Raw genomic sequence first — 14,344 nt, 5'->3', positions numbered from 1 at the left:
TAGGCGAAGTATTTTTCGCTTAGACGAGACGAAATTCGATTTTTAAGCGGAGCGTATATGTGATACGTGAGCATTAAAAATCGAATTTCAACGAAATATAAGTAGAAAAAGACAAGCCTAAAGAGTCTAAATTTTAAACTTCGTATCTCTCGCCTGGCTTCATTTCTATCATCTCCCACGGCAACCCCTGCTTATTTAGCTCGTCCATAAAAGGTTTTGCGTCGAAGTTTTCCATGTTAAAGACGCCTTTGCCGCTCCAGATGCCTTTTGCGACCATTAGCGAGCCGATCATCGCTGGCACGCCTGTGGTGTAGCTAACAGCCTGCGCGCCTGTCTCAGCGTAGCAAGCCTCGTGGTCGCAGACGTTGTAGATATAGACTTGGCGCTCTTTGCCATCTTTTAGCCCACGTATCACGCAGCCGATGTTTGTTTTGCCTTTTGTGCGTGGGCCAAGGCTTGCAGGGTCAGGTAGAAGCGTCTTTAAAAACTGGATCGGCACGATTTTCATGCCGTTATGCTCGACCTCGTCGATGCGTAGCATTCCCACGTTTTCTAGGCACTTCATGTGAGTTAGATAGCTTTGTCCAAAGGTCATAAAAAAGCGAATTCTCTTTAGCCCTTTGATGTTTTTAACTAAGCTTTCAAGCTCCTCGTGATAGAGCAGGTAGCTGTCCTTGACGCCAACTTTTGGGTAGTCCCACTTAAACATGATCTCCATAGGTTTTGTCTCGATCCATTTGCCAGCCTCCCAGTAGCGGCCATTTGCGCTAACTTCACGTAAATTTATCTCTGGGTTGAAATTTGTCGCAAAAGCATAGCCGTGATCGCCGGCGTTGCAGTCTAGGATGTCGATCTCGTGGATCTCGTCAAATAAATTTTGCTGTGCATAGGCGCAAAACACGTTTGTCACACCTGGGTCAAAGCCAGAGCCAAGAAGCGCCATGGTGCCAGCGTTTTTGAAGTCACCATCTTTCGCCCACTGAAGCTTATACTCAAATTTTGCAGTGTCTGGGTGCTCGTAGTTTGCGGTGTCGATGTAAGGTATGCCAGCCTTTACGCAAGCGTCCATAAGGGTTAAGTCTTGATACGGCAGCGCGACGTTTAGAAGCAAGTCAGCCTTTGTTTGTTTGATGAGCTCCACCACGGCCGCTGTGTCGTCAGCGTCGATTTGCGCGGTATTTATCTGCACGCCAAGGCGATCTTTTATAAATTTAGCGATCGCGTCGCACTTGCTTTTTGTGCGGCTTGCTAGGGTGATATTTGTAAAAACGTCCGAGTTCATCGCACATTTTACGGTTGCGACTTGGCTAACGCCACCTGCTCCGATGATTAAGATATTTGACATTTTTGGCTCCTTAAAATTTTAGTGATTTTAGCAAAGTTAATATAAATTTCTAGCTTCAAAAGGTAAAATGAGCCAAATTTTAAAGGTAAAAAGATGAAGAAAATTTTGCCATTTTTAGCGCCTATTTGCCTCTTTGCAAGTAGCTGCGACGAGCTAGTGCAAGAAAGCGTGAATGAGTTTTATAAAAGTGATAGAAATTTAGCTCGCGCTATAAATTTAGCCGAGCAAGCGACTGATGTCTGCTTAAAAGAGGGCAACACCGAGCAGGCGATCACTTCGCTAATAAATGGCGCCAGCATGTGTATGGTAAATAAAGAGCCTCAAAAGGCACTAGAGCTCTCGCAAAAAGCCCTAGAACTCGCGGCAAACGTTAGTGACAAACTGCTACTAGCTCGCTCTTATCAAAACATAGGCGCAGCAGAAAAGATGCTAGGCAAATACGACGAAGCGCTTGCTAGCTTTTATGAAGCTCAAAAAATTTATGACACCAACTCAAATACGCCGATGCGTGACGAGCTGCTTTGCATAAAGTCCATCGGCAGCACCTACTACATGAAAAATGACTTTGCAAAAGCCTACGACAAGCACATTTTAGCGTTAAATTTACTTGATATCACGCCAGATCTAAGCAATAACGAGCTTGTGCGATCAGAGCTTTTAATAGAGGTCGCTAACGACCTAGCAAAGCTTGATGGAAAAGATCAAGCCGCCAAAAACTACAAAGAAGTGCTTGAAATTTTAAAAGGTAAAGAGCAAAACCCTCGCGCGCTGGGCCTTTTGGAGCGAGCCAGCAAAGGGCTAAAGGAGCTTAACTAAAGTTTTTCTTTAGGCTCTTTAGTACGAAATTTGCAAGTTCAAGCCCTTTTGAGCGATGAGAAATTTTAAGCTTTGTCTCGTTATCTAGCTCGCCAAGCGTCTTTGTAAAGCCATCTGGGATAAAGAGTGCATCGTAGCCAAAGCCGTTTGTGCCGCGCTCCTCATCTATCGCTTCACCATACATAAAGCCATGCGTCGTGTAGTCGCCAAATTTCGAGCTAATAGCGATACAGGCGGTGTAGTGAGCTGGTGAGCTCTTTAAATTTAGCGCCTTTAGCTTGCTAATTAGCTTTGCTCTATTGTTTGCGTCATTTGCGTTCTTGCCGCACACTTTGCCATTTTCATCAAGGTCAAAGTAGCGCGCTGAGTAGATCCCTGGCTCACCACCAAGCGCATCCACACTGATGCCACTATCATCGCTAAGTGAGACAAATTCGCCCTCAAGCCCCTGTTCTTTAAGCTTTGCAAAGACGGCTCTTGACTTTATGAGCGCATTTTGCTGAAAAGTGCTACCATCTTCAACGATCTCAAATGGCTTTACAACCTCACTTAAAGCGTAAATTTCATAGCCTTTTAAAAACTCTTTTATCTCTTTTACTTTGTCTAAATTTGATGTCGCAAGCACGATTTTCATCGCAAAACTCCTTGATTTTTGGGCGTATTTTACAAAAAAGTAGATTAAATTTTTAAATTTAAATTAGTGTTAAAATGATAAACTTAGTCCTTTTAAAAATAAGGGAAAATTTATGTTAAAAAGCGTTTTGCCACTATCTTTTATTGTAGCTAGCAGATTTTTTGGGCTTTTCATAGTCCTACCGGTGCTTAGCCTCTATGCGCTAAATTTAAGCGGCGCAAATGAGTTTTTAGTGGGGCTAATAGTAGGCGTCTATGCGATCTCACAGATGATATTTCAAGTGCCCTTTGGCGCTCTCTCAGATAAGATCGGCCGCAAAAAAGCACTAACTATCGGCCTTTTGATATTTGTGGCTGGCTCTATCGTCTGCGCGCTGGCAAGTGAAATTTACACGATGCTTTTTGGTAGATTTTTACAAGGTGTAGGAGCCGTAGGAGCCGTGGCAACAGCGATGATAAGCGACTTTGTAGCTGAGGAAAACCGCTCAAAAGCCATGGCGATCATGGGCGCTTTTATAGGGCTTAGCTTCACGCTTTCGATGGTGCTTGGACCGCTTCTTGCCAAGGACTACGGGCTTTCAAGCCTCTTTTATCTAAGCGCCGCACTTAGCTTGCTTTGCGTCGTGCTGCTCTACACCGTCGTGCCAAAAGAGATAAAAGTGAGCGCAAAGGCTGAAAAGGTGCCATTTGGCAAGCTATTTTTACAAAAAGACTACATGATCATAAATTTCACCTCTTTCATGCAAAAGATGCTCACAAGCATCGCATTTTTAGTGATCCCGATCGTTTTAGTAAAAGAGTATGGCTATGAGAGTGGCGAGCTTTACAAGGTCTATACGCTTGGCGCTGTGCTTGGCTTTTTGGCTATGGGGCTAGCTGGCGCACTTGGCGATGGCAAGGGGCTTAGCAAGGTCATCTTGATAGCTGGCACATTACTTTTTGCCCTAACCTACGCCATTTTTGCCCTTAGCTTTACGAAATTTCTCTTTGTGGTTGGCATCGCGGTATTTTTTATAGGCTTTAACCTTCACGAGCCAATCATGCAATCAACCGCGACGAAATTTGTAAAATCCTCACAAAAAGGCACCGCTCTTGGCATCTTTAACTCATTTGGCTACTTTGGAAGCTTCGTTGGGGGCGCGTTTGGCGGATACATCATGCACGCTTTTGGTTTTAAAGTGCTTGCCATCATCTGCGTGGTGCTTTGCGTGATCTGGCTTGTTTTGCTCTTTAGCCTGAGTGATCCAAGAATTTTTAAAAATATCTACCTAAGCCCAGAAGCGAGCCTAAATTTAGAGCTACTAAACAGCCAAAAAGGTGTGGTGGATTATTATAAAAATGAGAAAAATCAAGTGATCAAATTTGACTCTCGCCTAACAAGCGAGGCGGCCTTAAAAGAGAGCTTGAAGTTTTGATCTACGACGTCATTATCGTTGGTGCTGGCGCTAGCGGGCTCTTTTTAGGGGCAAATTTAAAGGGCAAAAAGGTTGCCATTTTAGAAAAAAACAGTAGCGCTGGCAAAAAGATCTTGGCAAGCGGTGGCGGCAGATGCAACATCACAAACCGCTTCGTAAGCGCTAAAAACTACCTTGGCGAGCAGAAATTTATAGAGCAAATTTTAAAAGTGCTAAGCTTTGATCAGGTTTTGAGATTTTTTAGTGAGCTTAAATTTAGCGAGCAAAAGCAAAATCAATTTTTCTGTGATAGCGGTGCAAAGAGCGTTTTGAGCCTGCTTTTAAAAAGGCAAAATGCAGAGATTTTTTATAACAAAGAGGTTCTTGGCGCCAAAAAAGTAGATGAAATTTTTGAAATTTTGACAAAAGATGAGAAATTTAGAGCTAGAAATTTAGTCATCGCAAGTGGCGGACTAAGCTACAAAGCCCTTGGCGCAAGCGATATTGGCTATAAGATAGCTAGCGAATTTGGCATTGAGCTCTCAATGCCTGCCCCTGCTCTTGTTGGCTTTAGCGTGCAAAAAGATGAGTTTTGGTTTAAAGAGCTTAGTGGTGTTAGTCTAAGCGCAGATGTAGTGATAAATACCAAAAATGAGAGCTATAAATTTAGTGGTGATCTGCTTTTTACACATAGAGGCATAAGTGGTCCAGCGATACTAAACGCCTCACTCTTTTGGCAAAAGGGTCGAATTTGCATAAATTTTCTGCCTAAATTTAGTGAGAAAAATTTAGTAAATGGCAAAAAGCAGCTTAGTTCAGTTTTACCTTTGCCAAAGAGATTTGTGCTGGAGTTTTTAAGAAATTTTGGTTTAAAAGATAGGGCATTTTATGAATTTAGTGATGATGAAAAGAGCATCATAAAAAGGCTTTTTGCATATCATTTTGCTCCAGCTGGGACATTTGGCTTTGAAAGGGCTGAAGTTACAAAAGGTGGCGTAAAAACTAATTTTTTAGATGAAAATTTAGAGTGTAAAAGTGTAAAAGGGCTTTACTTTATAGGAGAAGTTTTAGATATCACTGGTATGCTTGGCGGATATAACTTGCATCTAGCCTTTGCAAGTGCTTTAAAGGTAGCTAGCGCTTTAAAAAATAGTTAATCAAATAGAAAGTGAAATTTATAGTGGCATCCAAAACTGCCACTAAAATTACTATTTTTTGCTTAAGCTCGCAAGCTCACAAAGTCCCCAAAGCCAAGCTCTGGTCTTATAAAATTCTTTATTAGTCTGAACTATCCGTCTTATACTAGCAAATGGAGTTTTGCTGCCCCAAGTGTTAACATCAGTTTCATGGTAAAGATCAAAAAGCGTTGCCATACCACCAAGGCTAGCTAACGCTTCTATTACACACTCTTTTTGATTCATCTCTTGCTTAGATACTCTTGTAGGCTTTTTACCTCGAGTGCTTTGCCAGTTTGAACTGTGCTTAGCGACTTAGCAGCTGCGAGTGCTGCGCGGATAGTTGTAAAATATGGAATCTTAAATCTAAGTACATTTTGGCGGATCTTTTTGCCGTCATCCACGCTTGATTTTGTATCGCTTGTATTTATAACAAGTGCTATATCGCCGTTTTTAAGCCTATCTTCTACGTTTGGTCTGCCCTCGCTTATCTTATAGACAAACTCAGCCTCCACGCCAGCTTCGCTTAAAATTTTATGCGTTCCACCAGTTGCGACAATGCTAAAACCAAGCGCTATGAGATCTCTTGCAAGGTCTGGCGCGTAAGTTTTATCAGCGTCAGCTAGCGTTAAAAATACCCTGCCCTTACTTGGCAAAGTGTTGCTCGCAGCGATCTGGCTCTTTGCAAATGAGCTTGCAAAGTCGTGGCTGATACCCATGACCTCGCCCGTGCTCTTCATCTCAGGGCCAAGGATGAGATCGGCACCGCTTAACTTGTTAAATGGTAGCACGCACTCTTTTACGCAAACATGCGAGCTCACACGAGGTTTTAAGATGTCGCCATCTTCATAAACGACCTTGTAATCATCATAAAATTTAAGTGCCTCACGTAAATTTCCCTGCCACATAACTCTTGTAGCTACTTTCGCCATAGGCACGCCAGTAGCCTTGCTCACAAATGGCACGGTCCTGCTCGCGCGAGGATTTACCTCGATCATATAAAGCTCGTTTTCATAGATGGCAAACTGGATATTCATAAGGCCTACAACGCCTAAATTTAGCGCGATATCTCTGGTTTGCCTCTCCACTTTTTTTATCATCTCATCGCTTAAGCTCATCGGTGGCAATATGCAAGCTGAGTCGCCAGAGTGAATTCCAGCCTCCTCGATATGCTCCATTATCGCACCTATATAGACCTCTTTGCCGTCACATATCGCATCTACGTCGAGCTCTTTTGCGTCTTGCAAAAATTTATCAAGTAGCACTGGCGAGTGGTTGCTAACCTTTACCGCCTCACTCATATACTCTTTTAGCTCGCTCTCGTTATGCACCCTTCTCATCGCTCTACCACCTAAAACGTAGCTTGGACGAACGAGCACTGGGTAGCCGATAGTAGCGGCCTTTTGCAAAGCTTCTTCTAGGCTAGTGGCGGTATCGTTTTTAGGCTGAAGGACGCCTATTTTATTTATAAATTCGCTAAATTTCTTTCTATCCTCGGCCACATCGATCACTCTTGCAGTTGTGCCAATGATCTTAGCACCGATCACGCTTAGGCGTTTTGCAAATTTAAGCGGAGTTTGGCCGCCAAAATGCACGATCACGCCGTCTGGCTTTTCACGCTCGATGACAGCTCTCACGTGCTCAAAATCTATAGGCTCAAAGTACAAGATATCGCTCGTATCGTAGTCGGTTGAGACGGTTTCTGGGTTGCAGTTATACATTATCGTCTTTACACCAAGGTCTCTTAGGGCGTAGCTTGCATGCACGCAGCAGTAGTCAAACTCTATGCCCTGGCCGATCCTGTTTGGACCGCCGCCTATTATCATCACCTTTTTAGCCTCTTTTGCTAGCTCTTTTTTAGGAAATTTAGTGATATTTGTGGTTGAGTAAAGATACGGCGTTAGTGCCTTAAACTCGCCCGCGCAAGTATCGACCTCATTGTATTCAAGCTCGATGCCAAGCTTCTCTCTCGCAAAATAGATATCATTTTGACTAAGCTCAAGATCGTCTTTTTCATTTATAAGCACGGCTATCATCTTATCTGAAAAGCCCATGCTTTTGGCCTCTCGCAGTAGCTCTTCGTTGTTTAAGATATCCATGTCGATCTTATCTTCAAATTTAACTATCTCATAAATTTGCTCCAAAAACCAAGGATCAATCTTGCTAAACTCATGCACCTCAGCCACGCTAAAGCCATCTCTAAAAGCCTGCGCTAGATATAAAATTCTTCTCTCATTTGCATTTCTGATGCCATAAATCAAAGCGTTTTTCTCTAAACTAAGGCTGTTAAATCCGCAAAGATCACGCTCTAGGCTACAAAGCGCCTTTTGGATGCTCTCTTTAAATGTCCTGCCAATAGCCATGACCTCGCCAACTGACTTCATCGCAGTGCCTAGATATGGGTTTGATCCTGGAAATTTCTCAAATGTAAAGCGTGGGATCTTTGTCACGATGTAGTCAATCACCGGCTCAAAGCTAGCAGGCGTGCCTGTGATGTCGTTTTTGATCTCATCTAAGCTAAAACCAACTGCGAGCAGCGTCGCAACCTTTGCGATCGGATAGCCAGTAGCTTTACTAGCAAGTGCTGAGCTGCGGCTAACTCGTGGGTTCATCTCGATAACGATCATACGGCCTGTTTTTGGATCTATGGCAAACTGCACATTGCTGCCGCCAGTATCAACGCCGATCTCACGAAGTATGGCAAAGCTAGCATCACGCATAGCCTGATACTCTTTATCTGTGAGTGTTAGTGCTGGTGCGACCGTGATACTATCGCCTGTATGCACGCCCATTGGGTCGAAATTCTCGATCGAGCAGACGATAATGCAGTTGTCATTTCTATCTCTGATGACCTCCATCTCGTACTCTTTCCAGCCAAGCAAGCTCTCTTCTATCAAAATTTCATGTATCGGACTTGCGTCAAGGCCTGTGTTGGCTAACTCTTTAAACTCATCCATATTATAAGCCACTCCGCTTCCTGCGCCGCCAAGCGTATAACTAGCTCTTATGATGAGCGGAAAGCCTATCTCATTTGCCGCATTTAGCGCGTCATCCATGTTATAAGCATATCTACTCTCAGGCAGGTCCATGCCGATCTTTTGCATGGTTGCTTTAAAAATTTGTCTATCTTCGCCCTTTTTTATCGCTTCTGGGTTTGCACCAAGAAATTTGACATCCTTTAAAAGACCGCTCTCAAAGACCTCCATAGCGGCATTTAGCGCTACTTGTCCGCCCATAGTTGGCAAAATGGCGTCAATATTTTCTTTTTCGATGATCTTTAAAATGCTATCTTTTGTGATAGGCTCTATATACGTTGCATCGGCGAAATTTGGGTCAGTCATGATGGTGGCTGGGTTTGAGTTTATGAGCACTACGCGGTATCCAAGCTCTTTTAGCGTCTTGGCTGCTTGCGTGCCTGAGTAGTCAAATTCGCAGGCTTGACCGATGACGATAGGGCCTGAGCCGATTAGCAAAATGGTATTTATATCTGTTCTTTTTGGCATCATTTTTCCTTTGTTACAACGTATAGGTAGTTTGGTATGTTTAGCTTTGCATAGGGCTCTACTATCACGCTTTGATAGGAGCTCTCTTTTAAAATTTTACTCACGCGCCCTACTGGCACCCCACTAAAAAATATCCCGTCAAGCCCGCTCGTAAAGACCTCGTCGCCCTCTTTTGGGCTGAGCCATTGTGGGATAAATTTCACAATTACTTGACCTTGATTTCCATGCGCGACGCCTGGAATTTTGTCATTTCCTATATAGACTGCAAATATGCTTTTTGGGTCATTTTGCAAGTAAGCTAGAGGCTTGCCATCTTTTGCGATGACGATGCCAGCACTGCTTCCTTGATAGATGAGCCCGTAAATTTTATTTGGGTCGTATCCTTCAAACTCGCTTATCCAAATTTTATTATAATCCCCAATATGCACGTAGCTAAGCCCTTTTACTAGCTTTACGGCTGGGGCGTAGGCAGTTGAGTTTTTATCTTTTAAAATTTGATTTAGCTCGTTTGCAAAAGTAGATAGAAGCGTGGCTGAGCGCTCTAGCTCTTTGTTTTGCGCTCTTAGTTTTTCTATCTCGCTAGCCTGCCTAAAATATTCATTTATATAATCTTTCACGCTTTTGGCAAAATTGTCGTATGAATTTATAGCGTAGTTGCTGAATTTAATAGAGATGTTGCTTAAAATTTCGCCCTTAAACATCGAGGCGCCAGCAAGCAACGCTATAAAAACAAAAAGAACAATCTTACTCTTCATTTGTTAGCTGTTGTAAAAGTCCGATCTCTTGAAGTGCCTTGCCTGTGCCTCTAGCAACAGCAAGAAGCGGCTCGTCAGCTACAAATACTGGAAGTTTAACGATATCAGACAAGAACTTGTCAAGCCCTCTAATGAGCGCTCCACCGCCAGTTAGCACGATACCAGTCTCTACGATATCGCCAGCAAGATCAGGCGGCATCATCTCAAGCACAGTTTTTAGCGCATCTGCGATCTCTTTTAGTGGCTCTCTCATCGCCTCTCTCACATCCTCGCTTGTTAGCTCAACCCTGCTTAAAAGACCGCTCACTTGGTCGCGTCCTTTTACCACTACACTTAGCTCTTTTTCAAGCTGCACAGCAGAGCCCACAGCGATCTTTATCTCCTCGCCTGTTCTCTCGCCTATTAGTAAGTTGTATTTTTCTTTTATGTAGTTAACGATACTGCTATCTATCTTATCACCAGCTGTGCGGATAGATTTTGATATTACCAGACCGCCAAGTGAGACGACGCCGATCTCAGTCGTACCACCGCCGATATCAACTACAAGGTTGCCTTGTGGCTCACGAACTGGTAAATTTGCTCCGATAGCTGCTGCCATAGGCTCTTCTATCAAAAATACCTCTCTTGCACCAGCACTTAGTGCGCTCTCTCTAACAGCCTTTCTTTCAACCTGAGTAAGTCCGTAAGGAACTGAGATGATGATCCTTGGGCGTAAGAAATTTTTTCTTCTATGAGTCTTTTCTATAAAGTAGCGTATCATCCTTTCTGTCATGTCAAAGTCCGCGATAACGCCATCTCTCATCGGTCTTATCGCCTCAATGTCGCCAGGAGTTTTTCCCACCATCTCTTTTGCAGCGTGACCGACTGCTAAAATTTTTTGTTTTCCATATTTCTCACGTCTTACCGCAACAACTGATGGTTCATTTATGATTATTCCCTTATCTTTTACCAAAACCAAAGTGTTTGCCGTACCTAAATCTATACCCATATCACTTGAGAAAAAACCTATAACCTGATCTAAAAACATCTATTTCCTTTACGCTGTTAATTTATTGTGCTTTACCAAAATCGGCTTTGCCTTATCTTTTACCGTCTCTTTTGAGATCACGATATCGTAGTCTTTTAGCTCTGGCAGATCATACATTATGTCTGTCATGAGCTCTTCCATTATGCTTCTAAGCCCTCTTGCTCCAGTCTTTCGCTCGATAGCAAGGCTCGCTATCTCTTCAAGCGCCTCATCATCAAATTTAAGCGTAGCGCCGTCGATCGCACAAAGCTTTTGATATTGTTTTAATATCGCATTTTTTGGCTCGGTCAAAATTTTAACCATATCCTCTTTTGTTATCTCATTTAAAGTAGCCACCACGTGAAGTCTGCCGATGAGCTCTGGGATGAGGCCATATTTTACAAGATCGTCTGGCTCAAGCAGGCTTAGTAAATTTTCTTTTTCGTTTTTGCCACGTTTTTCTTGGTTAAAGCCAAGTACGTTTTTACCAACTCTGCGCTCGATGATATCAAGAAGTCCGTCAAATGCACCGCCGCAAACAAATAAGATATTTGTCGTATCTATCTGGATGAAGTCTTGATTTGGATGCTTTCTACCACCTTTTGGTGGGATATTTACGACGCTACCTTCGATGATCTTTAAAAGCGCTTGCTGCACGCCCTCACCTGAGACATCTCTTGTGATGCTTCTGTTTTCGCTCATTCTAGCGATCTTATCTATCTCATCGACAAATACAATGCCTTGCTCCGCCTTTTTCACGTCGCCATTTGCAGCTTGCAAGAGCCTTGTTAAGATGTTTTCAACGTCCTCGCCGACATATCCAGCCTCAGTTAGGCTTGTCGCATCGCAAATTGCTATAGGCACGTCAAGAAATCTCGCCAAAGTCTGAGCCATCAACGTCTTGCCGCTTCCAGTTGGACCAACAAGCAAGATGTTTGACTTTGAAATTTCGGTGTCGTCTTTGATGTCGCTTTGTTTAAAAATTCTCTTATAGTGGTTATATACGCCGACGCTAAAGACCTTTTTAGCCCTATCTTGACCGATCACGTAGTTATCAAGTACCGCTTTTAGCTCCTTTGGTGTGAGCTTTTGATACTCTATCGCCTCATCGTTTTTACTCTCTTCTACACTCGTATCACCATGTATCATATCGTATGCTGCTGCTATACAGTACTCGCATATATAGGCGTTTCCTTCGATATCTGCTAATAATCTTCTCTCAGCAGACTCAGCCTCGCCACAAAAATTACACTTTCTAGCCATTAATCTCTTCCTTTTGCAAGCGGAATTCCTCTTGTCGTTTCTAATATAAATTTACACATTTTTTTAACATTTTCGTCGCTGGTTTTTGCGATCAGCTCGTTTGCTTGATCTTTTAGGCTGATGCCTTGATTAAACAAAAATTTATAAGCGCGAACAAGCTCTTCAACCTGCTCTTTGTCAAATCTACGTCTAATGCCAACTAAATTTAAGCTTCTTATATAAGCTCTGTTGCCCTCAGCTAGGCAAAATGGCACTACATCTTGGCTGAGCGCACTAGCCCCTGCGACCATGCAGCTTTCCCCAACTCTAACAAACTGATGAATAGGCGTAAGACCGCCCACAACAGCGTAGTCGCCAAGCTCGACGTGGCCTGCTAGTGTTGCGTTATTTGCCAAAATGACGTTGTTGCCTATTATGCAGTCGTGTGCGATGTGAGAATATGCCATGATAAAGGCGTTATCGCCGATCCTTGTTATGCCATCGCCCTTGTGCGTGCCTGAGTTTATCGTGCAAAACTCACGTATAGTTGCGTGCTCACCGATGATGACGCCAGTATCGACCTCGTCTTTATAGCTGATATCTTGCGGGATATCGCCCACGATCGCGTAGCTAAATACACGAGAGTTATCGCCGATCCTCGTCTTGCCAAGCACCCTTGCGCCTTGTTTTATCGTGACGTTGTTGCCAAGGACCGCATCTTTACTTACAAATGCGTAAGCCTCGATATTTGCGTCATCTCCTATTATCGCTCCATCTTCTATAACTGCTGTTTGGTGGATATTTTTCATTGTTTCTCTTTTTTAAGCAAAAGCCTATTTATCGACTATCATCGCTTTTAGTTCGGCCTCGGCGCATAGCACATCATCGACGTATGCCTTGCCCTCAAGCACCCAGATATTTCCCTTGTGCTTTAGCACGTTTAGTCTGTACTCTAGCCTATCCCCAGGGCGGACTGGATGGCGAAATTTCGCTCCGTCTATGCTCATAAAATAGACTACTTTGTTCTCGATACCAGCTTGATGCTCGTCGCTCATGCTCTTAAACGCTAGCACGCCGCCAGCTTGCGCCATGCCTTCAATGATCATCACACCTGGATAGATCGGGTGACCTGGGAAGTGCCCCTGAAATATCGGCTCGCCAATGGTTACATTTTTATAAGCGACGATGTTTTTCGCAGGCTCTAGCTCGACAACTCTATCGATAAGCAAAAATGGAAATCTATGTGGGAGAATTTTTTGAATTTCTACGACGTCTATCACGTTTTAGCCTTAGTAATGTAAATTTTGGCAGATTGTAACAAATTTATACTAAGAAAAAAATTATTAGCCTCTTTTAAAATCTCTGAAATTTAGCCTTAATGGGTCTAAATTTAGCCCTCTAAAACCAAAATTTCTTCGCTGTCGTTGTAAAAAACAGCCTTTGCGTAAATTTCGTAGCTGCCCTTTTTGACCTCGTCTAAGATGATGATAGGATTTTGCGAAAACTCCCCGCTTATATCACGGCGAAATTTCATCTCAGCGTCAAGCTCAAGCGGTCTTTTACAAAGCTCATCAACGCTTTTAAATTTGCTATTTGTAAATTTATTAAAGCACTCTATGCTCATAAATATCGCGCCCTCTTTTAGCTCATTGTCCATTTCGCAGTCGCGCTCTACATTAAGCTTTAAATTCTCTCTTTTAAAGCCAGAGTAAAGCACAAAGTAGCTTGGCACCACAGCGTTTTGAAATTTCACACTAGCGCGCAAAAGTCTGTAGTTTAAAAATCGCCTTCTAAAAAGATGAAATTTCTCTCCTCTCGCCTCGCAAAGGCGCACCTTTTTGTAAAGCTCAAGCCTCGCTTCTATGCTGCCATAAAGTGCCCTTGCGTGCAGCTCGCTCATTAGCTCACTTTGGGGCAAATTTTGAGAGTCGCGCTGTTTTTTTAGCGCAAAGACGCAGCCGCAGTAGTTTTGGTGATAGAGTTTGTCTTTTTTAGCGAGGATAAACTGCTCGCTTGTGCCGCCATTTTTTCTATAATCAACCGCAACCGCTTCTAAATTTGAGCCAGCAACTGCCTCATCAAGCGCCTTTTTAAGCTGAGTAAAGTCCTTTTTTGGGCTCATCAAAAGTGTCGTCGTGATCTTATTTAGACCAAGATCAAGTGCTTTTTTAGCGGAGTCTTTCATACGAAAGTCAAAGCAGTACTCGCACCTTTTGCCCTTTTCTGGCTCATCTTCAAGCCCCTTTGTGCCACCAAGCCAAGCTTCGTAGTCATACTCGCCACATATTAGCTTGATGCCAAGCTTCTCACAGCTTCGCTTCACGTCCTCAAAACGCAGTAAAAACTCACTATATGGATGTATGTTTGGATCGTAAAAATAGCCTACTATTCGCTCATTTGGATAGTCTTTTCGTAGGCGCTGTAAAAAGTAGTGGCTATCGACCGAGCAGCAGATATGAACTAGCAAATTTGACC

Annotated in this window: 13 protein-coding genes; 3 read left to right on the top strand and 10 right to left on the bottom strand. The window is 43.2% G+C overall.

Annotated elements, in window-relative coordinates; all coding sequences use genetic code 11:
• Positions 1 to 133: 133 nt before the first annotated feature.
• Complete coding sequence (locus CYP84_RS00245) at positions 134 to 1,345, bottom strand: saccharopine dehydrogenase family protein (protein WP_103636286.1); 1,212 nt, start codon at positions 1,343 to 1,345, stop codon at positions 134 to 136.
• Between the two features lie 93 nt (positions 1,346 to 1,438).
• Between CYP84_RS00245 and CYP84_RS00240 the strand changes: the two genes are divergently transcribed.
• On the top strand, positions 1,439 to 2,161 hold the full coding sequence (locus CYP84_RS00240; RefSeq protein WP_103636285.1) for a tetratricopeptide repeat protein: 723 nt from the start codon (positions 1,439 to 1,441) through the stop codon (positions 2,159 to 2,161).
• On the opposite strand, the gene CYP84_RS00235 is transcribed toward CYP84_RS00240, so the two are convergent.
• A complete protein-coding gene (locus CYP84_RS00235; RefSeq protein WP_103636284.1) occupies positions 2,154 to 2,795 on the bottom strand; it encodes a non-canonical purine NTP pyrophosphatase in 642 nt (213 codons plus the stop codon). The genes CYP84_RS00240 and CYP84_RS00235 overlap by 8 nt on opposite strands.
• Positions 2,796 to 2,907: 112 nt before the next feature.
• Here CYP84_RS00235 and CYP84_RS00230 point away from each other — a divergent pair, with 112 nt between their 5' ends.
• Together CYP84_RS00230 and CYP84_RS00225 are read left to right on the top strand one after the other, a co-directional pair.
• A complete protein-coding gene (locus CYP84_RS00230; RefSeq protein WP_009294826.1) occupies positions 2,908 to 4,209 on the top strand; it encodes an MFS transporter in 1,302 nt (433 codons plus the stop codon).
• Positions 4,206 to 5,345, top strand: coding sequence for an NAD(P)/FAD-dependent oxidoreductase (locus CYP84_RS00225; RefSeq protein WP_103636283.1), 1,140 nt, complete (start codon positions 4,206 to 4,208; stop codon positions 5,343 to 5,345). The genes CYP84_RS00230 and CYP84_RS00225 overlap by 4 nt, the downstream gene beginning before the upstream one ends.
• Before the next feature lie 51 nt (positions 5,346 to 5,396).
• Here CYP84_RS00225 and CYP84_RS00220 read toward each other — a convergent pair whose 3' ends face one another.
• The 8 genes from CYP84_RS00220 to CYP84_RS00185 form a co-directional block, all read right to left on the bottom strand.
• Positions 5,397 to 5,609, bottom strand: coding sequence for a hypothetical protein (locus CYP84_RS00220; RefSeq protein WP_180996345.1), 213 nt, complete (start codon positions 5,607 to 5,609; stop codon positions 5,397 to 5,399).
• Entirely contained in the window at positions 5,606 to 8,866 is a 3,261-nt protein-coding gene (gene carB / locus CYP84_RS00215; protein WP_103636282.1) for a carbamoyl-phosphate synthase large subunit, read from the bottom strand. The genes CYP84_RS00220 and carB overlap by 4 nt, the downstream gene beginning before the upstream one ends.
• Entirely contained in the window at positions 8,866 to 9,621 is a 756-nt protein-coding gene (mreC, locus tag CYP84_RS00210; protein ID WP_103636281.1) for a rod shape-determining protein MreC, read from the bottom strand. The genes carB and mreC overlap by 1 nt, the downstream gene beginning before the upstream one ends.
• Positions 9,611 to 10,648, bottom strand: a complete 1,038-nt coding sequence (locus CYP84_RS00205) for a rod shape-determining protein (RefSeq protein ID WP_002939972.1) — start codon at positions 10,646 to 10,648, stop codon at positions 9,611 to 9,613. The genes mreC and CYP84_RS00205 overlap by 11 nt, the downstream gene beginning before the upstream one ends.
• Before the next feature lie 9 nt (positions 10,649 to 10,657).
• A complete protein-coding gene (clpX, locus tag CYP84_RS00200) occupies positions 10,658 to 11,890 on the bottom strand; it encodes an ATP-dependent Clp protease ATP-binding subunit ClpX (protein WP_021088133.1) in 1,233 nt (410 codons plus the stop codon).
• Positions 11,890 to 12,678, bottom strand: a complete 789-nt coding sequence (gene lpxA / locus CYP84_RS00195) for an acyl-ACP--UDP-N-acetylglucosamine O-acyltransferase (RefSeq protein ID WP_103600252.1) — start codon at positions 12,676 to 12,678, stop codon at positions 11,890 to 11,892. Before lpxA ends, clpX begins: the two co-directional genes overlap by 1 nt.
• A gap of 24 nt (positions 12,679 to 12,702) precedes the next feature.
• Positions 12,703 to 13,149 carry a 3-hydroxyacyl-ACP dehydratase FabZ gene (gene fabZ, locus CYP84_RS00190; protein ID WP_004317884.1) on the bottom strand — a complete coding sequence of 149 codons (447 nt, stop codon included), beginning with the start codon at positions 13,147 to 13,149 and terminating at the stop codon, positions 12,703 to 12,705.
• 110 nt (positions 13,150 to 13,259) lie between these two features.
• Positions 13,260 to 14,336, bottom strand: a complete 1,077-nt coding sequence (locus tag CYP84_RS00185; RefSeq protein WP_103636280.1) for an epoxyqueuosine reductase QueH — start codon at positions 14,334 to 14,336, stop codon at positions 13,260 to 13,262.
• Between the last annotated feature and the right edge of the window lie 8 nt (positions 14,337 to 14,344).

The organism is Campylobacter concisus (assembly GCF_002912425.1).
Taxonomy (GTDB): Bacteria; Campylobacterota; Campylobacteria; order Campylobacterales; family Campylobacteraceae; genus Campylobacter_A; species Campylobacter_A concisus_AH.
The sequence above is the reverse complement of the archived record's forward strand: the minus strand, read 5'-3'. Positions and strand labels throughout refer to the sequence as shown.

Coding starts and splice junctions, on each gene's coding strand:
- CYP84_RS00245 (WP_103636286.1), bottom strand. CDS start 1,345: ATGTCAAATATCTTAATCATCGGAGCAGGTGGCGTTAGCCAAGTCGCA.
- CYP84_RS00240 (WP_103636285.1), top strand. CDS start 1,439: ATGAAGAAAATTTTGCCATTTTTAGCGCCTATTTGCCTCTTTGCAAGT.
- CYP84_RS00235 (WP_103636284.1), bottom strand. CDS start 2,795: ATGAAAATCGTGCTTGCGACATCAAATTTAGACAAAGTAAAAGAGATA.
- CYP84_RS00230 (WP_009294826.1), top strand. CDS start 2,908: ATGTTAAAAAGCGTTTTGCCACTATCTTTTATTGTAGCTAGCAGATTT.
- CYP84_RS00220 (WP_180996345.1), bottom strand. CDS start 5,609: ATGAATCAAAAAGAGTGTGTAATAGAAGCGTTAGCTAGCCTTGGTGGT.
- carB (WP_103636282.1), bottom strand. CDS start 8,866: ATGCCAAAAAGAACAGATATAAATACCATTTTGCTAATCGGCTCAGGC.
- mreC (WP_103636281.1), bottom strand. CDS start 9,621: ATGAAGAGTAAGATTGTTCTTTTTGTTTTTATAGCGTTGCTTGCTGGC.
- CYP84_RS00205 (WP_002939972.1), bottom strand. CDS start 10,648: ATGTTTTTAGATCAGGTTATAGGTTTTTTCTCAAGTGATATGGGTATA.
- clpX (WP_021088133.1), bottom strand. CDS start 11,890: ATGGCTAGAAAGTGTAATTTTTGTGGCGAGGCTGAGTCTGCTGAGAGA.
- lpxA (WP_103600252.1), bottom strand. CDS start 12,678: ATGAAAAATATCCACCAAACAGCAGTTATAGAAGATGGAGCGATAATA.